This window comes from Chitinophaga sp. CC14 (assembly GCF_048957795.1).
In the GTDB taxonomy this organism is placed as follows: domain Bacteria; phylum Bacteroidota; class Bacteroidia; order Chitinophagales; family Chitinophagaceae; genus Chitinophaga; species Chitinophaga ginsengisegetis.
Window position 1 is genome coordinate 153,514 of the sequence record NZ_JARBFY010000003.1, and the last position, 21,039, is coordinate 174,552.

Below are 21,039 nucleotides of genomic sequence, written 5' to 3' on the forward strand. Positions count from 1 at the left end.
AAGATCCACATCTTCCGGAGGAATAAAACTAACAAATGTTAGTTAATGGGGAAGGGAGCAACTCAGGTACTTCTTTTTTTCCTGATCCGGCTTAAACTCTCCGGCTCAATTCCAAGGTAGGAAGCAATTTGTTTGACAGGAATATGCTGCACAACTTCCGGGTGTTCCTGCAACAGCTGCGTATACCGCTCCTGTGCGGAGTACTGCAGGAAGGATAGTTCCCGGTTGTATTTCCGCAGGTATTGCTGCTCGGCTATCAGTCGCCCGATCTTCTCCGCCTGGTGGGAGGTGCGATACAGCTGTTGCAGATCAGCATAATAACAGGCGTATCCACTTACCGGCGTAACCGCCTGTAAACTAACCGCAGCGGGCTTTTGTGTAATGAAAGAGGCATAAGAAGTAGTGAAGTTGTGTGGAAAGGCAAAGTCCATACTGATGTCTTTACCGTCGTGGAGGGTATATACCCGCACTACTCCTTCTTCAATATAATAAATGGCGTTGGCAGTTTTACCGGCTTCCGACAGGTGATCGCCTGCCGGAAAAGTTACCGGCTGCAGGATGGCTTTAAACAGTTCCCAGTGAACTATTGGTTCCTGCAGCAGTGCCTGCAGCTGTTGCCGGATAATTTCTGTGCCTTGCATTCAGGTCTTCCTCAATTGAATGGATTGAACGAAATGATGATGACCTTTTTCCAGGATCAGGCTGGCGCGGTAGCGGGTAGGCGCAATATTTTGTTCCAGGTTAGGCTTATTGATATCGTCCCATATTTGTGTGGCCAACTCGATAGTGGCAGCATCAGAAAGGTGTGCATAACGGTGGAAAAAAGACTCCGGGCTCTGAAAGGCAGTTCTGCGCAGGGTTTCAAAGCGTGCAATGTACCACTTGCGGATATCTTTTTCTGCAGCGTCTACATAAATGCTGAAGTCGAAGAAATCGGATACGAATACAGCGGGATCTTTTTGTTGCTGACGGTGACGAACCTGCAGTACGTTCACGCCTTCTACAATCACAATATCGGGTTGCTCAATCCATTGCAGCTGGCCCGGCAGGATATCGTATTCGAGATGGGAATACAGCGGCGCTGCTACCTTTTCTTTGCCTGATTTTACATCTGCCAGGAAGTGGATCAGTCTTTTGATATCATAACTTTCCGGGAAGCCTTTTCTGTTCATGATATTATTGGCTTCCAGTACTTTGTTGGGATACAGAAAACCATCCGTTGTTACCAGGTCTACCCGCGGATGATTGGGCCATGCCTGTAATAATTTCTGTAACACCCTGGCGGTGGTACTTTTTCCAACGGCCACGCTTCCGGCGATGCCAATAATATAAGGCACTTTATGTACCTGGCTACTGAGAAAATTGCTGGTGGCGGTATGCAGTTGTTGCGATGCTGTTACATATAAATTGAGCAGATGTGCCAGCGGAAGATATACCTGTGTTATTTCTTCCTGTGTGAGTGGTTCGTTCATACCGTGCAATGCTTCCAGGTCATAATCCTGTAGTTGCAACATGGCATCATCGCTTCTTTCTGCCCATTCTTTACGGGAGAAACTGATATAGGGAGTATAGCGGTCGCGTTTCAGAGAGGTGGTCATTCCAGTGCTTTATTGTTGTATATAGACAGTCTTTACATTCAGAAATTCGTGTGTGCCTTCCAGTGATAGTTCACGTCCGTAGCCCGATTGCTTTACGCCGCCGAAAGGCAGGCGTGCATCGGAGCGAACCATCGCATTAATAAATACGTTGCCGCTTTCTATCTGTGTGGCCAGTTGTGCCGCTTTGTCGAGATCGCTGGTCCACAGTGCTGCGCCCAGTCCAAATTCAGTTTCATTGGCTAGTGCAATAGCATCCGCTTCATCTGCAGCTTCTATGATTACTGCCAGCGGACCAAAGGTTTCTTCTTTGAAAGCAGTCATTTTGTTGGTAACCCCGGTAAGCAGGGTCGGTGCAAAGTTACAGCCTTCATGCGTGCCACCCAACTCAAGCTTTGCGCCCTGGTTAACAGAGTCCTGTAATTGTTTGGCCAGCTCCTCTGCCAGGTCGGGGCGGGCCATCGGGCCCATTTGTGTGCTTTCCTGTGTGGGATCTCCCTGTTTGAGGTCCTGTAAAATCCGTTTTACTTCCGCAGTAAACGCGGGAACAATATCTTTTTCTACGATCCACCGTTTTGCGGCAATGCACGACTGACCGGCATTTTGCATACGGCCCTGTACCGCTGTTTTAGCGGCGGCTTCGAGGTCGGCATCTTTCAATACAATAAAAGGATCGCTGCCACCCAGCTCCAGTACCGTTTTCTTAATGTATTTCCCGGCAAGCGCAGCTACACTTTTACCTGCGGGCGTACTGCCGGTAAGGGTAACGCCCTGCACACGGGGATCTGCGATAACGGGTTCTATATCTTTGGAAGATATGAGTAGCGACTGGAAAGTACCGGCGGGAAAATTACTTTCAGAGAAGATTTTTTCGATGGCCAGTGCGCAGCCGCTTACATTGCTGGCATGTTTCAGTATGCCGGTATTACCGGCGAGGATATTGGGAATAGCAAAGCGGAATACCTGCCAGTAGGGGAAGTTCCAGGGCATAATGGCCAGGATAATTCCTTTGGGCTCGTACGATACATAACTTTTATACGCGTCGGAACCAACAGGTTTGTGTGCCAGCATTTCCACGATGTTTTCCGCATAATATTCTGCGGAGGTGGCGCATTTCAATACTTCGGCCCGTGCTTCTTTCAGCGTTTTTCCCATTTCCTGTGTGATCAGCGCGGAATGTTCATCTGCATTGTCTTTCATGGATTGCGCTACCTGCACCATCCATTGCCGGCGTTGTTCCAGGGGAATCTGTAATAACTCCCGGTAAGCTTTATGCCCCAGCTGTAATTTTTGCTCTATTTCTTCCGGTGTGTGTGCTGTATATACAGCGATGGTTTCCTGCGTAAATGGATTGATGCTTGTAAACATACTTATAGCATTTAGCTGTGCGTGAATAGTCAGACAAATTTACCGTTTTCCGGTAAAAGCTCGTCTTAAAAGCTAAAGCGTAACTGCTAAACACGAAAAGGCTATCTTTGCATCTCTCGGAAAACAGTACAATTTTATGGCGCTTAGCAGATGGAATATCATGATAATGGCCCTTTGCACAGGGCTGATCGTTGCCAATATTTATTACAGCCAGCCTTTACTGGTGTTGATGAGCAACGAATTTGGCGTATCGGAAAGTAACGCAGGACAGGTCACATTTTTTACGCAGGTTGGATATGCGCTGGGCCTGTTATTTTGTGTGCCGCTGGGCGACAAACTGGAGCGCAAGTGGCAGATCGTAGTGATGACACTGGCGGCGGTAGTAGCCCTGGTGGCGGCTGCAGAGTCTGTAAACATCACCATGTTGAAAATTACGGGTTTGCTGATTGGCTTTACTTCGGTAGTGCCGCAGCTGATATTGCCGCTGGCGGCGGGCCTTTCTGATCCTGCAAGTCGTGGTAAAGTGATTGGTACTATTATGAGTGGCTTACTTGTGGGTATCTTATTATCCCGTACGCTCAGCGGCGTAGTAGGGCATCATTTCGGCTGGCGGGCCATGTTCTGGATAGCTGCCGGTATCAGTGCTTTGCTGGCGGTAATCATGATCGTTTCCTTTCCTTCGAGTAAACCGAATTTTAAAGGAAGTTACGGCGACCTGATGAAATCTTTGCTTACGCTGATCAAAGAACAGCCGGTATTGAGAGAGGCTTCCGCTATTAATGCCTGTTGCTTCGCCATGTTTGGCATGTTCTGGACAACGGTGGTGTTTTTATTATCAGATGCTCCTTTTAAATATACCAGCGAACAGATCGGATTAATGGGCCTTGCAGCTGCTGCCGGCGCTTTGGGCGCTCCATTGGTAGGACGGATTGCAGATAAAAAGAATCCGCGCATTGCTGTTGGTTATGGCATCATCTTTTTGTTTCTCGGTTATTTTCTCTTCTATATTTTCAAAGCCAATATTATAGGTATTATCATTGGTATTATCGCCATTGATCTCGGTTTGCAGGGCATACACGTATCCAATCAAACCCGCATCTACACGTTGTTACCGGATGCAAGGAACCGTTTGAACACGGTATTTATGACAACCAGCTTTATTGGTACGTCACTTGGTTCCGGTATCGGGTTGTGGGTATGGTCTTTTGCGCAATGGAATGGTGTATGCGTGGCCGGTACTTCACTGATCACTATTGCACTGATCATTTACCTGGCTACTTATAAAAAAACAAAAGGAGCAGTTACCGCTTAACCCGGTTTAACACTATTACCCTTTTGGGCTCCCTTTAATTTTATATGATTCACTTTGCACAAACGCTGCGGCAGCATTTCCTGCATACACTTCATTATTGGTTAAATTGAGCCTCCTGGCAGAAGCACTGGAAGAAAAATCAACTGTTTTGAAATCTACCCAAAATGTATTAGGCGTTTTGGATGATTCAAAGTAATAAATCAGGTTTTTTTGATCTGACACTGTTCTCCATAAAGTAGAAGCAATGTTTGGCTGATCTGCTGTCGATATGCCAAGAGGTACAGAACAATTCCGTATTACACTTAATATGCCGGCTACAGCAGTGTGTGCATCTTTGGTTTTAGGCAGAACACTACTGTAAAAGGATGCACGAACAAACCGGTCCGCGGCACGGTTGGTTCCAGGTAACATGGTAAGTCCTCCAATAGCTTTCCAATACTCGTTCAATGCAAGTTGTTGATCAAATATGGGGGAGTTAGTCATAACCGTGTAGGCTGTATCGTGGTGGATTACTAATTTTCCATTGATGTACTCGAATATGGCATTATCTCCTGTAGGGTCTGAGATGGACAAATGAAGTGTAGCTTTAGGCCCTTCTCCTGGCATTGCACCTGTCATGAGGATAAAAGGCTCCTTTTTCAACGCATTCACGGCCTCATTTACAGTTGCAAAATTATCCAATACATACTGTACCCACCCGGCCATAGACAATTTTGGTCGTTTGCCGTCCCATTCAGGATATTGGGATTCTGCAAGCCAAAGCAGATTTGCAACAAGCCCTTTTTCATTCATACCATCTGTCGCCGCCATATCATAAACAGCAGATATAACACTTCCATATTTTGACGTCCATTTGATGGATTGGGAACCTTCTTCTCCCGTACGTTGAATACCTCTGGGTAATATCCAGAGATTTGTATGAAGATCAGAACTCCAATCCATTGATCGGGCAGTTAGCACCAATCCATCCGTGCCTTTGTACACAATCCTTGTGCAAGCAGAAGCATGTTGCGTGTACATAAAAATTGTGGCTAAAGAAACAACAAACAGTCCGGATTTAATCCATTTTTTCATATAAAGAAATTTTTATAACATAACACTTTAAATGTTAGAAAAGTTTTAATAAATTCTGTCACAAAAAAAAGCGGCGGAAAGGAATTTCCTCTCCGCCGCTTTACTAAATCCTTATAGCTTATTAGTCCACTTTTGTGATCTTCAGCATGTTTGTTGGCAGGTGTTCTTTAACAGGGGTGCTGCCGGTGTTAACGGCTACATCTCCTGATTTGATGAATCCTCTTTCTTTCAGGATATTGATCTGATCAAATACGATATCATCCAGGCTTTCTTCTTCTTCGTAGTAGAAAGCGCGTACGCCCCAGCTCAGGCTCAGCTGATTTACCAGTGATCTTTCTTTGGTGAAGATATAGAGCGGGCTGCGTGGGCGGTAGCTACTCAGCATAAAGCCGGTGTAACCGCTCTGGGTCATACCAATGAGGGCATCAGCGTCCAGGTCTTCCGCAATTTTACAGGCGTTGTAGCACAGTGCATCGCTGAGGAAGGTAGGAGAGTGACGGTGAGGGATCAGGTTACGGTTGTAAATGATCGCTTCTTTTTCCACTTCCTGGATAATTTTATTCATGGTCTGGATAACCAGTTCCGGGAACATACCGGTAGCAGTTTCGCCGCTCAGCATTACCGCATCAGCACCTTCCAGTACAGCGTTTGCCACGTCGGTGATTTCACTACGGTTTGGACGGGTACGGTCCATCATGCTCTCCATCATCTGTGTAGCCACGATAACGGGTTTTGCACGGTGGATGCACTTGCGGATGATATCTTTCTGGATCATCGGGATCTGCTCTACCGGCAGTTCCACACCGAGGTCACCGCGGGCAATCATCACGCCATCACTTTCCCAGATAATTTCTTTCAGGTTCTGGATAGCTTCAGGTTTCTCAATTTTAGAGATCACCTTCATTTTAGAATTACGTGCTTCCAGGCGTTTGCGTAATACGGCCAGGTCTTTTACGCTTCTTACAAAGGAGAGCGCTACCCAGTCGCATTCCTGGTCGATGATGAATTCCAGGTCGATAATATCTTTATCTGTCAGCGCAGGGAGGGAGATTTTGGTATCCGGGAGGTTAAAGCCTTTTTTGGAAGACAATACACCTGGCAGGGATACTTCAGCTTTGATTTCGCCGCTGGCAGTGATTTCTTTTACAATTGTCTCGATTTTACCGTCGTCCAGCAGAATTTTCTGGCCAACTCTAAGATCTTTGTACAGGTCAGGGTAGGAAACGTAAATTTTTTCCATGTTGCCCACCAGCTTTTCGTTTACGAAAGTGAGGATATCACCTTTCTTCAGCGGGAGCGCATTGTTTTCGATTTCACCTACACGCAGTTTAGGTCCCTGCAAATCGGCCAGGATGGCTACAGTGTAAGGTTCTGTTTTATTGATCTGGCGGATATATTCAATAATCCGCAGTTTATCTTCGTGCGAGCCGTGTGAAAAGTTGAGGCGGAAAACGTTAACGCCGGCTTTCACCAATGTCAGTAAGCCTTCATAGGTATCGCATGCCGGGCCTACAGTGGCCACGATTTTTGTTTTGTGCGAAGAGTGCTCTCTACCCGCAGCGTTATCCATCTGCTTGTGATAGTATTTCGAAAGATCCTTTGTACTCATAAGTCTAATTTTTTAACTCGCAAGAATTTTAACAATCTTAAACCATTCGGGGTCAATTTCCTGTTTGGCTTTTACAGCTTTATCAAGAGGAGTGTAATGGATCTTGTCGTTGACAACACCGATCATTACATTGTGGATGCCTTCGAGAAGGGCATCTACGGCTGCATAGCCCAGACGGCTGGCCAGAATACGATCTGTGCAGGTGGGAGCGCCGCCACGCTGGATATGTCCAAGGATACTTACCCGGGTATCCAGTTGTGGGCACCTTTCTTTAATGATACGACCAACTTCAGTAGCACCGCCGGTTTCATCGCCTTCGGCCACTACAATCAGGTTAACCAGTTTTCTGCGGCGTTCGTTCGCCTGCAGTTCTTCAATAATGTCATTTACTTCGGTTTTGCGCTCAGGCAGCAATATGTGCTCCGCACCGGTGGAAATGCCGCTGTGTAATGCAATGTAACCGGCATCGCGCCCCATTACCTCAATTACAAACAAACGGTCATGCGCATCGGCAGTGTCCCTGATCTTGTCGATAGCTTCCACCGCTGTATTCACAGCAGTATCAAATCCAATCGTTGAATCAGTTCCTGCAATGTCCTTGTCAATAGTACCAGGCAAGCCTATACACGGAATATCAAATTCCTGGCTGAACTTTTGCGCACCATTAAACGAGCCGTCTCCACCAATTACTACCAGCCCGTCAATGTTGTGTTTTTTCAGATTTTCGTAAGCCATTTTTCGCCCTTCATATTCATAGAACTCTTTGCACCGGGCGGTCTTCAATATGGTGCCTCCGCGCTGAATAATGTTGGCAACGGATTTTGACTCCATTGGGAAGATCTCGTTCTTCAACATTCCCCTATAGCCGTACATAATGCCATACACATTCAGCTGATGATAAATGCCCGTTCTTACAACGGCACGAACGGCGGCGTTCATGCCAGGAGCATCTCCTCCCGATGTAAGGACTGCAATGTTGTTCAGTTTTTTCATATAAATTGCTAAAAAAATATCTTAAAGGCGCACAAAAATAACATTTTGCAATTGTTTTCTAACTGTTATCTGATGAAATAACCTAAATTTTTAATTTCCATCAAACAAAGTAGATAAATTTTTCAAAAAATATTACGCATGTTAAATAAAAATAATAAACGGTGGGTCTTTATGAGCGTAAGTTTAATCGCCGGGCAGGCAATGGCACAGCAACAGCAAACGATTACTTATCCCGAAACAAAAAAAGTGGATACCATTGATAACTATCACGGTACCCAGATCGCAGATCCTTACCGGTGGCTGGAAGACGATCACAGCCCCGCAACAAAAGCATGGGTGGACGCCCAGAATAAGGTAACAGAAAACTATCTCTCCAACATCCCTTTTCGCGCAGAAATCCGGAAAAGACTGGAAGAATTGTGGAATTATCCCAAAAACGGCGCCCCCACCAAACATGGTAATTATTATTACTTCTTTAAAAATGATGGTCTGCAGAACCAGTCCATTCTTTACCGCTCTGCCACTTTAGGCGGCGCCCCGGAGGTTTTCCTCGACCCCAACAAGCTCTCGGCAGCCGGCACCACCGCGCTGGGCAGCATGTCGTTCTCCAAAGACGGGAAACATTTTGCCTACCTGCTCTCCAAAGCAGGATCCGACTGGCAGGAAGGTTTTGTAATGGATGTGGAAACCCGCCAGGTCCTGTCCGATAAACTCGAATGGGTGAAGTTCAGCGGCCTCTCGTGGAAAGGTAACGGCTTCTATTACAGTCGCTACGACAAACCCGATGAACAAAACAAGCTATCCCAGAAGAATGAATTCCAGAAAGTGTACTACCACCGCCTGGGCGATCCGCAGGAGAAGGATGAACTGATTTATGTGGATAAAGAACACCCGCTGCGAAACGCCGGCGTGGACGTAACGGAAGATGAACGCTTCCTGATCCTCTCCACCTCGGAAGGCACTTCCGGCCGGGAGCTGTGGTTCCGCGACCTGCAGAACCCCGCACAAAAGGAGTTTACCCTGCTCGTAAAAGGCTTCGCCAACGAGCCGGACGTTATAGATAACGATGGCGACAAACTACTGGTGCGTACCAATCACAACGCGCCCAACTATAAGATTGTGCTGATAGACCCCGCCAACCCGGCGGAAGCCAACTGGAAAATAATTGTTCCCGAAAAGAAAGAAGCCCTCCAGGGTGTGGGCCTCGCCGGCGGCAAATTATTCCTGTCCTATCTGAAAGACGCTTCTACCAGGGTGTATCAATATGATTATAAAGGTAAGCTGGAACATGAAGTGAAACTGCCGGGTCTTGGAACTGCCAGTGGATTTGGCAGTAAAAAGGAAGACAAGGAATTCTTTTATACCTATACTTCCTTTATTACTCCGCCCGCTGTATATAAATATGAAGTGGCCACCGGTGCTTCTACCTTATATAATAAGGCGGAAGTAAAATTCAACCCCGCAGAGTACGAAACCAAACAGGTGTTCTTTAAAAGTGCCGACGGAGAGCGTGTGCCCGTATTCCTTTCCTACAAGAAAGGTATACGGCTGAATGGTAATAACCCCGTGTTGCTTTACGGCTACGGCGGATTCAATATTGCCATGACCCCTTCTTTCAGCGTTTCCAACCTCTACTTCATGGAACAGGGAGGCATATACGCAGTGGTGTCGTTAAGAGGTGGCAGCGAGTATGGAGAAGCCTGGCACAAGGCGGGTATGATGGAAAAGAAACAGAACGTATTCAATGATTTTATCGGCGCAGCCGAATATCTTATCAAAGCAAAATATACCAATCCCGGCAAGATAGCGATCCGCGGCGGTTCCAACGGCGGTTTGCTGGTAGGCGCCTGTATGACACAACGCCCGGAACTGTTTAAGGTGGCACTGCCTGCTGTAGGCGTAATGGATATGCTGCGCTTTCAGAAATTCACCATCGGATGGGCCTGGGCAGTAGAATATGGTAGCAGCGACAACGCAGAACAGTTTAAATACCTGCTGAAATATTCACCACTGCATAACCTGAAACCCGGCACCGCTTACCCGGCTACGCTGATCACCACTGCTGATCACGACGACCGTGTGGTGCCGGCGCACTCGTTTAAGTTTGCAGCCACGCTGCAGGCAGACAACGCCGGACCCAATCCAACCCTGATCCGTATTGAAACACAGGCAGGGCACGGTGCAGGCAAGCCCACTTCCAAAATGATTGATGAAGCCGCCGATATCTGGGCATTCACCATGTACAACCTGGGCATGCACAAGTAAAGTTGCAAGTGATTAGCTTTTAGCTGTTATTGAAATGCCCCGCATTTTGGTGAACAGCTAAAAGCTTTTTTTTCTTATCTTTAGAAATAGCGTATTGAACATGGCTCTATGAAGGTACTTATAACTGGTAGTAACGGATTATTGGGACAACATCTGATCCCGCTTTTTCTGCAAGATGGAAAATATGATGTGATAGCCACAGGCAGAGGCCCTAATCGTTTCCCCCTGCGGGATAAATACACTTATGAGGCTGTAAACCTCCGCGATGCAGGCAGCGTAAAGCAGCTGGTAGAAAAACATCAGCCGGATATCATTATTCATGGCGGCGCCATGTCGCAGGTGGATGACTGCGAAAAAAATAAAGATGCCTGTTGGGATACCAATGTAGGAGCCACCCGTTACCTCGTACATGCAGCAGAAAGTTGCAACGCCTTCTTCATCTTCCTGTCCACCGATTTTGTATTCGATGGCTTACAGGGCCCTTACAGTGAAGACGCTACCGTAAATCCTATCAATTATTATGGTACCAGTAAAGTTGCCGCAGAGCGACTGGTGATCAACAGCAAACTGCAGTGGGCCATTGTACGCACCGTACTGGTGTATGGCGTAGTGGCAGACCCGCACCGCAATAACATGATTACCTGGGTAAAAAATAATTTGCAGCAGGGTAAAAAAGTGAAAGTAGTGGATGATCAATGGCGTACACCTACTTTATGCCACGACCTCGCGAAGGGTTGTTTGCTGATTGCAGATAAGAAAGCAACCGGTTTCTTCAACATCTCCGGAAATGAAATTCTCACTCCTTATGATATGGCCATTCAAACGGCTGAATATTTTAAACTGGATACTTCACTCGTAGAAAAGATCAGTGCCAAAACACTGGCGCAACCTGCCGCCCGTCCTGCCAAAACAGGGCTGATAATAGACAAGGCCGCGAAAGAACTGGGATATAAGCCCCGTACTTTTGCAGAGGGGCTGGAAATTGTAGCAGGCGAAATAAAAGCTTAACAGCTAAAATTCAAGAAATACTTTATTACCAAACACTTTCCGGATACTGTCGCGTTGCACGGTGGTATCAGCTACGAGTGAATGCAGTTCCACAGCAGTTCTGTACATGCTGTCTCTTTTATAGAGCACCAGCGTTTTTCCCCAGGCGAGCTGCTGTTTCTGTTTTTTCACCGCGATAGTGCTGTCTTTATACCTTTCCACTACTGCATAATAAGTAATGGGTGTAATTGCTGCTTTCGCTGTGGAGTCGGCCAGGGCTTTTTGTATGGAATCTGCGGCAGCAGCGGCGAGCTGCTTTGCATTAACTTCTGTATCGGGAGGTGTTTCGGATTGGGATACTGCTTTGGAGATACCAGACAAATACCACCAGGCGGCTAATCCAATTACAATGGCGGCAATGGGAATAGCAGCCCACCACCATTTAAAACCACTTTCTTCCGTTACGGCTTCCAGAGTATCTTCCACTTCTTCTGTCATAATAGGCTCCAGCGCTTCCGGTGGTGGTGGCACAAAAGCTGGCGCCGTGCGGCTATCCGTTGTACGTTCAATCGGCGTAAGATCCAGGGTTTCTTTTTCTACCGGCAGTTCTTCCGCATGGAAATGAATGTTGCCGGTAAAGTCGCCCTGTAACTGGCCGATGCCCGGCAATACCAGCGGCTTCCCGGATTGAAGCTCCGCTTTCAGTTCCTCCAGGTATTTTTCCAGCTTCCGCTGTGCCACGGCAGGCACCAGGTTTTCTTTCAGGGCAATCCATTCCACGCAGGAACCATCGTCCTGCCATTGCTGGGTAAACATCACCTGTTCACGCGGCGCCGTAAGCGTTTGTGCGTGGGAGTTATAATGTGCCGGGAAATGTTGTACAGAAAATGTTCCCAGCTGTGGTACTACACAAATCCGCTGTTTAAACAGCACTTCCTGGATATATTGCTGAAGTATCAAGTGGAGAAATTTTTAGTGAATAATGCCGTGGATGTTGTCTTTCTCAGGATTAACCTGATTTTACTGATTAATTTGGTTTTCAAATTTAAATTAATCTCAAATGTAAAAAATAGATCAATGTAATCAGTAAAATCAGGTTAATCCTGAGAAAGACAATCTCCGCATAAAGTTAAAACTTAATCATCACACCACCCACAATATTGAACCCATAAGTAGGGTAGAGGTAATACCGCTGGTAGTGTGTATTGAACAGGTTATTTGCATTCACCCATAGCCCGAAATTTTTACTGATATCATAAGAGGCGCCTGCATTCAGGTCCCACGCGCCTTTGGTTTTGCCAAAGTCTTTGTTGGGGAGCAGGTAATAGCTGCCGCTCAGTGCAAAGAGATCGGCATTCAGGTGTAATTTTTTAGCGATGGTGTATTGTGCAAACAAATCACCCTGGAAGGCTGGCAGATGCCACGGCTGCACTTCTGTTTCCTGTTTGTTATAGTTATACCAGTCGAAGCTAACGCGCGCCTGGAATTTTTCTTCTTCAATATATCCTACTTCGCCATGCAGCTGGAAAGCGCGTAGCTGGGCTTCGTTACGGGTGGTGAATTTTTTGGTGTCGGCGCTATCGTTTACAAACAGCGGCATATTGTACCAGGTAACGGAAGCGAATTTGGTGTTGTAGTTGAAATGGCTGCCCAGCGTACCTTTGATACCGGTATATTTTTCTTCTACACGGGTATTCATCATTTCTCCCGGTAAGCCGGCGAGGAAAGGATTTTTATTGGCAAGGTTACGGTAGGAATTCTTTTCAAAATAAGAGATCCATCCACTGCTCAGGATCAGTTTTTTACGGATCAGGTGCGACTCATTCACGATGTCGGGCAGCAGGTAAAATTCGCCGTTGCTCCAGGTCGGATTTACACCGGCATGCAGCACAAATCCAGGTTTCATGATATCTACCGCAGGATGGATAGAAGCGATGTTGTTGTTGATGGCGCGGTTATTATCTTCTTTATAGGTAGAAAGATCAAACACACCTTCTACTTTTATGTAGATATCTTCAAACACCTGCTTGCGTACCGGCACATTCAGCTGGAAGGTATTTTCGGTACGCTTGTAGGAGTCGTTGAAAAGAATAAACTTCACTTTTGGCTGGAAGGTAAATGCCCAGTCGTTTTGCGGCCTGTTTTGCATACCCACGGAAGCCGTGAGTTGGTTAAACGTTTGCTCGATATCCTTCTTCTTATAGCTGGCCGTATCATGACCATAACCATAGTAGTGAACGGTGTTGCGGTCGTAGCCGATGCTTCCGTCGAACCGGAATTTTGGCAACAGGTAGGTACCTGCTGCCAATACATTCAGGTTACTATAGTCCTGGTCTGGAATTTCCTTGCCTTTGGAGCCGGTATAGTTTACATACAGGCCGTAGTTGTACATATCTTGCCTGCCGCTGCCGAAGCCCGCCTGTACGTATGGCGTCTTATAATTACCATATCCCAGTTTCACGAAGTTGTTCTGCAGGTACGACAATGAATCTTTGCCCAACGCCAGTGGTTTCAGTGGCATGGCCTGGTACATAAAGTTCAGGTTCAGCGCCGGTATCTCGTACTTCATGGATGGCCGGGTGGTATCGATCCCCGGCAAAGAAGCCGTGAGATTGAGTTTGTAGGCATCGCGCAGTTTGGGTTGGTTGGTGGAAATGATATCAATCGTTTCCTGTTTCAATACCTCCTGCGCGGTGGCCGTTTGTGCAAACAGCATTCCTGTCAGGCCCAGTGCTGATATAATAAAAGTTCGTTTGTTATATATTGCTTGAATGTTCATGCTTTGTTGCGCTTAAATGTCAGGTTCCGGAATCCGGGTGATTATTTCTTCGGTTTTTTGCCAGCCGCTTTTTCTTCTGCTTCCGCTTTTGCCAGTTTATCTTTCGCTTCCTGTTTCAGCTCAGGAATAGAGCTGTTGGTAACGATACTCTGGTAAGTAGCTTTTGCATTGAAATAATCCTGTTGGCGGGCGTATACATCTCCCAGCAGGATATATGATTTAGCCACCCAGTATTCGTAGGACGGCGTATTTTTAATCACATCAAAACCGGCTTTTTCGGCAGCGTCCAGTTCATTTTGTTGCAGGTAGCAATCCGCAATGTTGTAGCGGGCTTCAGCGCCTGTTTCAGATTTGGTCATGTTGGCCACTGTTTTGAATTCAGACAGGGCGCCGGCATAATCTTTTGCCTGCTGCAACGCTTTACCACGATAGAAATGCGCGATGATCTGATCATCTGTACTGATATTGGCAGCAGCCAGTAACATTTCCGAGTAGTTGGTTACTTCGTCCCAGCGTTTCAGCTGGTAGTTGCTGCGGAGTAATCCCCTGGTGGCGGTAAGACTGTTTTCCTTGCTGGTAGCGAGATCCTGCAGTTGCAGGTAGTAGCCTCTTGCCTTATCGTAATTTTTTACCTGGTAAAAGTTGATGTTAGCCGCCTGTAGTGCAGATCTTTCTGCATACAAACTGTTGTTGCGGGATAACACAAATTCGTAGGCAGGCAATGCGCTCGTATAGTCTTTACTGTTATAAGCACATTCTGCTTTGTAGAAATAAGCCGGCAGGATAAACTGGCCGTTCGGATATTTCTGGATATAGTTATTGAAGCCGCTGGTGGCGCCTGCGCAATCGTTGCTGGTGAACCGGGACTCGGCAGCAGCATAAGTGAGGGAGTCTTCAGCAGAAGTGGTAACGGTTCTGCCGCTGGCTTTCAGGAAGGCGAGGTAGTCGTCGGTTTTACCCTGACTTACATAAATCGACTTCATACTTTGCAATGCTTCATTGGATTCCGGTGAGTTCGGGAATTTCTCCACTACCTGGCGGTAATAGGCCAGCGCTTTGCTGTCGTTGTCTTTGTTATAGTAGCTCAGGCCCAGTTTCAGGAGTGCGCGTGGTGCATTCGGTCCGTTGGGTTGCTTCTGTAATACATTTTCCAGGAAGGGGATGGCTTCTGTATATTTTTCTTCCGAGAGATAGGTATTGGCTATCTCAATATCTGTTTCGTTATTAAAGCCGGACGATGGAAACTTGTTACCCAGTTGTTTGAGCAGTGCCAGTTTTTCACTTTGCTTGCCCTGTAAACCGAGGATCACGGCTTTCTGATAAGTGGCGTAATCGGCGCCGGGAGCGTTGTTGCTGATGATACGGTCATACAGCGATAATGCTTTCGGGAACTGGCGGAGCATATAATAGCAATCGGCGCTGCGGAGGGCGGCGTCGGTGGCAATACGTTCTGCATTGGGGCCGCTGGTGCGCTGGGCAGATTCAAAGTAAGGCAGTGCTTCGGTGAATTTGTCCTGTTTCAGGAGGCTGTATCCCAGGTTGTAGCTGGCGGTTTGTGCATTCGCTTCGCCGGATACCGGGGCTGTATTATTCAGATAGGCGTTCAGGTTAGTAACTGCCTGGTCTGTTTTATTCTGGCGCAGCGCAATTTCTGCTTTCCAGAAGTGCGCCAGTTGTTTGATCTGCGGATCGTATGGGTTGCTGATGGCAACATCCAGCAGGCGGTCGGCTTCTGCCAGCTGCTGATCATTGATCAGCTGGGTGGCGCGGCCGTAGGCTACTTTCTGGTAGGCTTTCAGCACCGTAGGGTTTTTGTCGGGAATCGATTCAATTGTCGCTAAACCATCTTTATAGTTATTGCTGTTCATGAAAAGATTAACGAGTATTTCCCTGGCTTCTTTGTTATAAGCAGATTGCGGATATGTTTTTACAAATTGTGTAAGCTCGCCGAGCGCGGCATCGGGGTAGCCCAGTTCATACGACAGTTTGCCGTAGTTGAACCGGGAAATTTCCTGTTGCTGTGCGTTGGAGCTGTTGTTGGCGCAAAAGGCAAAAGCGTTGCGCGCATTGGCTTTCTGACCGGTGCGGAGGTAGCAGTCGCCCAGCAGGTACATGGAATTTTGTCCCAGTGAATCTTTGGAGCTACTCAGTTGTTTAAATCCGGCAATGGCTTTCGACAGGTTATTTGTCTGGTAATAAGCGTATGATAACTGGTAGATGTCTTCGTTTCTTACTTCATCAGCATTATCCTGGAAGTCCTGCAGGTAGGGCAGTGCTTTGGGATAGTTCTTTTTTTCAAAGTAGGCTTTACCGAGCAACTGTTTCAGTTCTGCTTCGTAGTATTGTCCGCCTTGCCTCAGCAGTGGCTCTGTGTAGGCAATCAGCTGATCCGTTTTTCCCTGGAAGTAATAAATTTCAGCGATGTAATAAGGAACCACATTGCTGTATTTGGGTTCGTTCACTACTTTCTGGAAACTATTGAGGGCTTCTGCATACTGGTGATTGTAGTAGCTGATGAAGCCATAGTAATAGTTGGCCGGGATGCTGTATTTGCCGGGTACTTCTTTGATGGAGGCAAACAGGGGCTGTGCCTTTTTAAAATCTTTTAAATTGAAATAGCAATAGGCCAGTTCAAACTTCGCTTCCGCAATTTCTGCATTGGAGAGGTTTTCGATATTGGCTTTCTCATAGAGGGGAATGGCCTCTTTGAGTTTATTCTGGCGGAAATAATATTTTGCCAGCTGATAGCTCACCAGTTCTTCACGGGCATTGTTATTGGCCAGTTTCAGAAATTCCAGCGCCTGTTTTTCCGCATTGTCCTGTTGCAGTTTCAGTGCACAGATGGTATAGTAGTAATACGCATCTGTTTTAACAAGATCGCGGTTGGTTTCGTGGAAATAGTCGATGTTATCAAGGGTTTGCTTGAAAAGCTGCATGGACACGGCATATTTTTCCTGCTGGAAATATTGCTGAGCGTCCTTGAATACTTTTTCCGGATCTGTGTAAATGCGTGTTTGCTGTGCCTGTGCGGCAGGCAGTGCTATCAAACCTGTACCCGTAAAGGCCAGGAGTGATATATACAGATGTCCGGGAACAAAAACTCTTCTTATAAATTGCATGCTATAGCTGTTATTTCTTGAATATGCGTTTAAAACGAATCCCGGGAGGAAATATTTTCCAGCCGGGGAAGTACTCTGCCGTGGCCTGACCCTGGTAGTCCGTTTCTTTGGTGCCTGTGTGCCTCCGACATTCATGATGAGAAACGAACCAGGTGATATCAGCAAATATAAAAGTTATATCTTTTCCTTTCCGATTGTGTTTCTAACAATGTGGATAACTCCGGTAGCAAGGCAAAGGCTATTCATTTATCTTGCGGAAAATAATTTTTAAGTACAAAAACCTTACCTACTATGAGAAAACTGTTCTCTGCCGGCTACTCGAATGGCGCTGTAAGTTTTTCCATGCTCGTGCTCCGACTGGTATCCGGTGGTCTGATCCTCCTGCATGGCTGGCCCAAGCTGATCAATTTTACTGCCAAAATGAATTCTTTTCCTGATCCATTGGGAGTAGGACATAAAATTTCTTTGGGAATGGTGGTTTTTGCAGAAGTGTTCTGCGCGGTGTTGCTGATCATGGGACTGTTAACCAGACTGGCTTCTGTGCCATTGGTGATTTGTATGGGCGTGATCATTTTCATGATTCACGGACATGACCCGGTATCAGAAAAAGAAATGCCCATTCTCTTCCTGGCAGCATTTGTAACGCTGCTTTTTACAGGACCGGGCAGGTTTTCACTGGATGGCGCATTGGGCAAATAAAATATTCAAGTAAACGTTTAGGATAAAAATAGCGGGGAACCATGTTTATCAGCACAACAACAATCAGGGTACGTTATGGGGAAACAGACCAGATGGGATATCTGTATTACGGCAACTACGGCCTGTATTATGAAGTAGGCAGGGCAGAAGCCATACGCGAACTGGGGTTCAGCTACAGAGAGCTGGAAGAACAGGGCGTGATTATGCCGGTAGCCGAATTGAATGTAAAATACCTGCGGCCTGCCTATTACGACGACCTGATAACGGTGAAGACTATACTGAAAGAGATGCCGAAGGGCTCTAAGATACAGTTTCACAGTGAGTTGTATAACGAAAAGAATGAATTGCTGAATGTTGGGGTGACCACACTGGTATTCATTGACGTGAAAACGAAACAGAAAGCCGGCCTGCCGGAAGATCTGGGGAAAATACTGGCACCGTTTTTTGGATAGCAGTTTAAACAACGCACTATGGATAAAATCACCACCAGCATTATCACCATCGGAGATGAACTGCTGATAGGACAAACGATTGATACCAATTCTGCCTGGATGGCACAGCAGCTGAATGCAATGGGGATCTGGGTACACCGGCGTGTAGCCATTGGCGATATCCGGGATGATATCCTGGATGCCCTGGCAAAAGAATCGGCAGTGTCGGATATTGTGCTGATCACCGGCGGCCTCGGGCCAACAGCCGATGATATCACGAAGCCTACCTTGTGCGAATACTTCAATACCAGGCTGGTACAGCACCAGGAAACGCTGGAAAACGTATTGCATATTTTTGAAAGCAGGGGCCTGCCCATCCTGCAAAGGAACCTGGATCAGAGCCTGGTGCCCGAAACGGCAACAGTCATTGAAAATAAAAGAGGTACCGCGCCGGGAATGTGGTTTGAGAAAGAAGGCAAGATCTACGTATCCATGCCCGGAGTGCCGCATGAAATGAAGGGAATCATGGAGGATTATGTGCTACCCCGGCTGGCAAAGGATTTCAAAACCCCGGCGGTAATACATCAAACACTGGTTACCTCCGGTATGGGCGAATCCTTTATCGCCGAACGGCTCGTTGCTTTTGAAGCAAAATTACCCGCCCACATCAAACTGGCTTACCTGCCCAGTTACAGCCTCCTGAAACTCCGGTTAACCGGCTTTGGTAAAGATAAATTATCAGTGGCCGCAGAGGTGAGTATCCTGTTTCACCAGCTGAAAGACCTGCTGGCGGATATCACCGTAACCGACCAGGATATTTCAATAGGAGAAGTATTGGGTAACCTGTTAAAGGAGAAAGGTAAAACGATGGGTACCGCGGAAAGCTGTACCGGCGGACTGATTGCCAGCTGGATTACGGCCGTTCCGGGAAGTTCCGCTTATTTCAAAGGCAGTGCGGTAACGTATGCCAATGAAATGAAAGTGAAGATGTTAGGCGTGAAACCCGAAACCCTGCAGGCGCATGGCGCCGTGAGTGAAGCCACCGTGCAGGAAATGCTGACCGGCGCACTGGCACTGCTGCAAACCGACTACGCCATTGCTGTATCCGGGATCATGGGACCCGATGGCGGCACGCCGGAAAAACCGGTAGGCACCGTTTGGATAGCAGTGGGAAATGCAAAGAGAACGGTTACCGTAAAATACCAGCTGCGTTACGACCGGGAACGGAATACGCAAATGACAGCTGTTTATGCCATGAATGAGTTGCGCAAACTCATTCTGGAATAGGGATATTCACGTATTTTGAATTGGTACAATTCCCTTATTTTTGTTGCGCACTAAAGCAAAAATCAATCTTATGGCCATTGTAGAATTGGTAATGCCAAAAATGGGGGAGAGCATCATGGAAGCCACCATTTTGCGTTGGCATAAAAAGGCGGGCGATCACGTAAAAGTAGATGAAACCGTACTTGAAATTGCCACCGACAAAGTGGACAGCGAAGTTCCTTCCACTGCGGAGGGCGAAATCACTGAACTGCTCTTTAATGAAAATGATGTAGTACCGGTAGGTACGGTCATTGCCCGCATTAATACCAATGCCGATGCAGCGGCGGTTTCCGCCCCTGTTACGCCTGCAGCCCCTGCAGCCACTGAACCAAAATTCACTACCGCGCCGGCGTATACACCCGCTGCCGAAGCGCCTGTTTCCGGTGGCGGAGCCAAATTCTACTCCCCGCTGGTACTCACTATCGCACAACAGGAAGGCATCAGCTTTTCCGACCTGGAAAAGATCCCCGGTTCCGGCAACGATGGCCGCGTAACCAAAAGAGATATCCTCCAATACGTAGCCGATCGCCGCGAAGGAAAGGTAATCCCGGATGTAACGCCTGAACCGGCCACCTCCACCGCTGCGGCCACTACCCGTCAGCCGGTGGTGACTACTACCGTGGCTTCCCCTACCTACAGCGGTAATGTGGAAATCATTGAAATGGATCGCATGCGCAAACTGATTGCCAACCACATGGTAATGAGCAAACAAACCAGTCCGCATGTGACCAGCTTCGCCGAAGCAGATGTTACCAACATGGTGAAGTGGCGCGACCGGGTAAAAGGCGACTTCGAAAAACGCGAAGGCGAAAAACTGACTTTCACACCACTGTTTATAGAAGCCATCGTAAAGTGTATCAAGCGTTTCCCGCTGATCAACTGCTCACTCGACGGTGATAAGATCATTATCAAGAAAGACATTAACATAGGCATGGCTACGGCGTTGCCCAGTGGTAACCTGATTGTTCCGGTGATTAAAAGCGCTGATATGCTCAACCTCACCGGGTTAACCAAACAGGTAAACTACATGGCTAATTCCGCCCGCCAGAATAAGCTGAAGCCGGAAGATACCCAGAGCGGTACTTTCACCCTTACCAACGTAGGTACCTTTGGCAGCCTGATGGGTACGCCTATCATCAATCAGCCACAGGTGGCCATCCTGGCAGTAGGCGCTATCAAAAAACGCCCGGTGGTCATTGAAACTGAAGACGGCGATACCATTGGTATCAGGCACATGATGTACCTGTCCATGTCTTACGACCATCGTATTGTAGATGGTTCCCTGGGTTCTACTTTCCTGAGCGCAGTAGCGAAGGAGCTGGAGAATTTTGATCCGAAGAGAGGAATTTAAAGATAGCTATTCATTTAGCAGGAATGCAGCAGGGATCATTTTCTGCTGCATTTTTTGTTTTTTAAAGACAACAAAAAAAGAGACACTCGGAAGAGCGTCTCTTTTAGTTCCTTAGTGCCGAATAAAGGGGA

Annotated in this window: 16 protein-coding genes; 7 read left to right on the plus strand and 9 right to left on the minus strand. The window is 47.1% G+C overall.

Annotated elements, in window-relative coordinates; genetic code table 11:
* Positions 1–62: 62 nt before the first annotated feature.
* Genes PV783_RS10600 through PV783_RS10610 form a run of 3 tightly spaced genes read right to left on the minus strand, consistent with a single transcriptional unit; the run spans position 63 to position 2,963 of the window.
* A complete protein-coding gene (locus tag PV783_RS10600; RefSeq protein WP_420987943.1) occupies positions 63–641 on the minus strand; it encodes a Crp/Fnr family transcriptional regulator in 579 nt (192 codons plus the stop codon).
* On the minus strand, positions 642–1,598 hold the full coding sequence (gene coaA / locus PV783_RS10605) for a type I pantothenate kinase (protein ID WP_420987944.1): 957 nt from the start codon (positions 1,596–1,598) through the stop codon (positions 642–644).
* Positions 1,599–1,607: 9 nt separating this feature from the next.
* Positions 1,608–2,963 carry an NAD-dependent succinate-semialdehyde dehydrogenase gene (locus tag PV783_RS10610; RefSeq protein WP_420987945.1) on the minus strand — a complete coding sequence of 452 codons (1,356 nt, stop codon included), beginning with the start codon at positions 2,961–2,963 and terminating at the stop codon, positions 1,608–1,610.
* A gap of 136 nt (positions 2,964–3,099) precedes the next feature.
* Between PV783_RS10610 and PV783_RS10615 the strand changes: the two genes are divergently transcribed.
* Positions 3,100–4,275 (plus strand): MFS transporter, encoded by a 1,176-nt coding sequence (locus PV783_RS10615; RefSeq protein ID WP_420987946.1) that lies wholly within the window; start codon positions 3,100–3,102, stop codon positions 4,273–4,275.
* A gap of 15 nt (positions 4,276–4,290) precedes the next feature.
* Here the strand turns inward: PV783_RS10615 and PV783_RS10620 are convergent, their stop codons facing one another.
* The 3 genes from PV783_RS10620 to pfkA all read right to left on the minus strand — a co-directional run bounded on the left by PV783_RS10620 (position 4,291) and on the right by pfkA (position 7,951).
* The gene (locus tag PV783_RS10620; RefSeq protein ID WP_420987947.1) at positions 4,291–5,349 is read right to left on the minus strand and encodes a linear amide C-N hydrolase; all 1,059 of its coding nucleotides are present in this window, start codon (positions 5,347–5,349) and stop codon (positions 4,291–4,293) included.
* Positions 5,350–5,470: 121 nt separating this feature from the next.
* Complete coding sequence (pyk, locus tag PV783_RS10625) at positions 5,471–6,958, minus strand: pyruvate kinase (RefSeq protein ID WP_079468764.1); 1,488 nt, start codon at positions 6,956–6,958, stop codon at positions 5,471–5,473.
* 12 nt (positions 6,959–6,970) lie between these two features.
* A complete protein-coding gene (gene pfkA / locus PV783_RS10630; protein WP_079468763.1) occupies positions 6,971–7,951 on the minus strand; it encodes a 6-phosphofructokinase in 981 nt (326 codons plus the stop codon).
* A gap of 171 nt (positions 7,952–8,122) precedes the next feature.
* On the opposite strand from pfkA, the gene PV783_RS10635 reads away from it, so the two are divergent.
* Complete coding sequence (locus PV783_RS10635; RefSeq protein WP_420987948.1) at positions 8,123–10,216, plus strand: prolyl oligopeptidase family serine peptidase; 2,094 nt, start codon at positions 8,123–8,125, stop codon at positions 10,214–10,216.
* A 108-nt stretch (positions 10,217–10,324) separates the two neighbouring features.
* The gene (locus PV783_RS10640; RefSeq protein WP_079468762.1) at positions 10,325–11,224 is read left to right on the plus strand and encodes an SDR family oxidoreductase; all 900 of its coding nucleotides are present in this window, start codon (positions 10,325–10,327) and stop codon (positions 11,222–11,224) included.
* 3 nt (positions 11,225–11,227) lie between these two features.
* Here PV783_RS10640 and PV783_RS10645 read toward each other — a convergent pair whose 3' ends face one another.
* The 3 genes from PV783_RS10645 to PV783_RS10655 all read right to left on the minus strand — a co-directional run bounded on the left by PV783_RS10645 (position 11,228) and on the right by PV783_RS10655 (position 17,101).
* The gene (locus PV783_RS10645) at positions 11,228–12,163 is read right to left on the minus strand and encodes a hypothetical protein (RefSeq protein ID WP_111579589.1); all 936 of its coding nucleotides are present in this window, start codon (positions 12,161–12,163) and stop codon (positions 11,228–11,230) included.
* 169 nt (positions 12,164–12,332) lie between these two features.
* Positions 12,333–13,982: a hypothetical protein gene (locus PV783_RS10650; protein ID WP_336386568.1), complete on the minus strand. Its 1,650-nt coding sequence runs from the start codon at positions 13,980–13,982 to the stop codon at positions 12,333–12,335.
* Between the two features lie 41 nt (positions 13,983–14,023).
* Entirely contained in the window at positions 14,024–17,101 is a 3,078-nt protein-coding gene (locus tag PV783_RS10655) for a tetratricopeptide repeat protein (protein WP_159454229.1), read from the minus strand.
* A gap of 291 nt (positions 17,102–17,392) precedes the next feature.
* Here PV783_RS10655 and PV783_RS10660 point away from each other — a divergent pair, with 291 nt between their 5' ends.
* The 4 genes from PV783_RS10660 (at position 17,393) to PV783_RS10675 (ending at position 20,908) form a co-directional block, all read left to right on the plus strand.
* On the plus strand, positions 17,393–17,800 hold the full coding sequence (locus PV783_RS10660) for a DoxX family protein (protein WP_079468758.1): 408 nt from the start codon (positions 17,393–17,395) through the stop codon (positions 17,798–17,800).
* Between the two features lie 41 nt (positions 17,801–17,841).
* On the plus strand, positions 17,842–18,252 hold the full coding sequence (locus PV783_RS10665) for an acyl-CoA thioesterase (protein WP_079468757.1): 411 nt from the start codon (positions 17,842–17,844) through the stop codon (positions 18,250–18,252).
* An 18-nt stretch (positions 18,253–18,270) separates the two neighbouring features.
* Positions 18,271–19,518 carry a CinA family nicotinamide mononucleotide deamidase-related protein gene (locus tag PV783_RS10670; protein WP_363433729.1) on the plus strand — a complete coding sequence of 416 codons (1,248 nt, stop codon included), beginning with the start codon at positions 18,271–18,273 and terminating at the stop codon, positions 19,516–19,518.
* 70 nt (positions 19,519–19,588) lie between these two features.
* A complete protein-coding gene (locus tag PV783_RS10675) occupies positions 19,589–20,908 on the plus strand; it encodes a dihydrolipoamide acetyltransferase family protein (RefSeq protein ID WP_079468755.1) in 1,320 nt (439 codons plus the stop codon).
* Positions 20,909–21,039: the final 131 nt, after the last annotated feature.

Excerpts from the sequence above, each read along its gene's own strand:
- PV783_RS10600 (WP_420987943.1), bottom strand. The coding sequence starts at position 641 with ATGCAAGGCACAGAAATTATCCGGCAACAGCTGCAGGCACTGCTGCAG.
- coaA (WP_420987944.1), bottom strand. The coding sequence starts at position 1,598 with ATGACCACCTCTCTGAAACGCGACCGCTATACTCCCTATATCAGTTTC.
- PV783_RS10610 (WP_420987945.1), bottom strand. The coding sequence starts at position 2,963 with ATGTTTACAAGCATCAATCCATTTACGCAGGAAACCATCGCTGTATAT.
- PV783_RS10615 (WP_420987946.1), top strand. The coding sequence starts at position 3,100 with ATGGCGCTTAGCAGATGGAATATCATGATAATGGCCCTTTGCACAGGG.
- PV783_RS10620 (WP_420987947.1), bottom strand. The coding sequence starts at position 5,349 with ATGAAAAAATGGATTAAATCCGGACTGTTTGTTGTTTCTTTAGCCACA.
- pyk (WP_079468764.1), bottom strand. The coding sequence starts at position 6,958 with ATGAGTACAAAGGATCTTTCGAAATACTATCACAAGCAGATGGATAAC.
- pfkA (WP_079468763.1), bottom strand. The coding sequence starts at position 7,951 with ATGAAAAAACTGAACAACATTGCAGTCCTTACATCGGGAGGAGATGCT.
- PV783_RS10635 (WP_420987948.1), top strand. The coding sequence starts at position 8,123 with ATGAGCGTAAGTTTAATCGCCGGGCAGGCAATGGCACAGCAACAGCAA.
- PV783_RS10640 (WP_079468762.1), top strand. The coding sequence starts at position 10,325 with ATGAAGGTACTTATAACTGGTAGTAACGGATTATTGGGACAACATCTG.
- PV783_RS10650 (WP_336386568.1), bottom strand. The coding sequence starts at position 13,982 with ATGAACATTCAAGCAATATATAACAAACGAACTTTTATTATATCAGCA.
- PV783_RS10655 (WP_159454229.1), bottom strand. The coding sequence starts at position 17,101 with ATGCAATTTATAAGAAGAGTTTTTGTTCCCGGACATCTGTATATATCA.
- PV783_RS10660 (WP_079468758.1), top strand. The coding sequence starts at position 17,393 with ATGAGAAAACTGTTCTCTGCCGGCTACTCGAATGGCGCTGTAAGTTTT.
- PV783_RS10665 (WP_079468757.1), top strand. The coding sequence starts at position 17,842 with ATGTTTATCAGCACAACAACAATCAGGGTACGTTATGGGGAAACAGAC.
- PV783_RS10670 (WP_363433729.1), top strand. The coding sequence starts at position 18,271 with ATGGATAAAATCACCACCAGCATTATCACCATCGGAGATGAACTGCTG.
- PV783_RS10675 (WP_079468755.1), top strand. The coding sequence starts at position 19,589 with ATGGCCATTGTAGAATTGGTAATGCCAAAAATGGGGGAGAGCATCATG.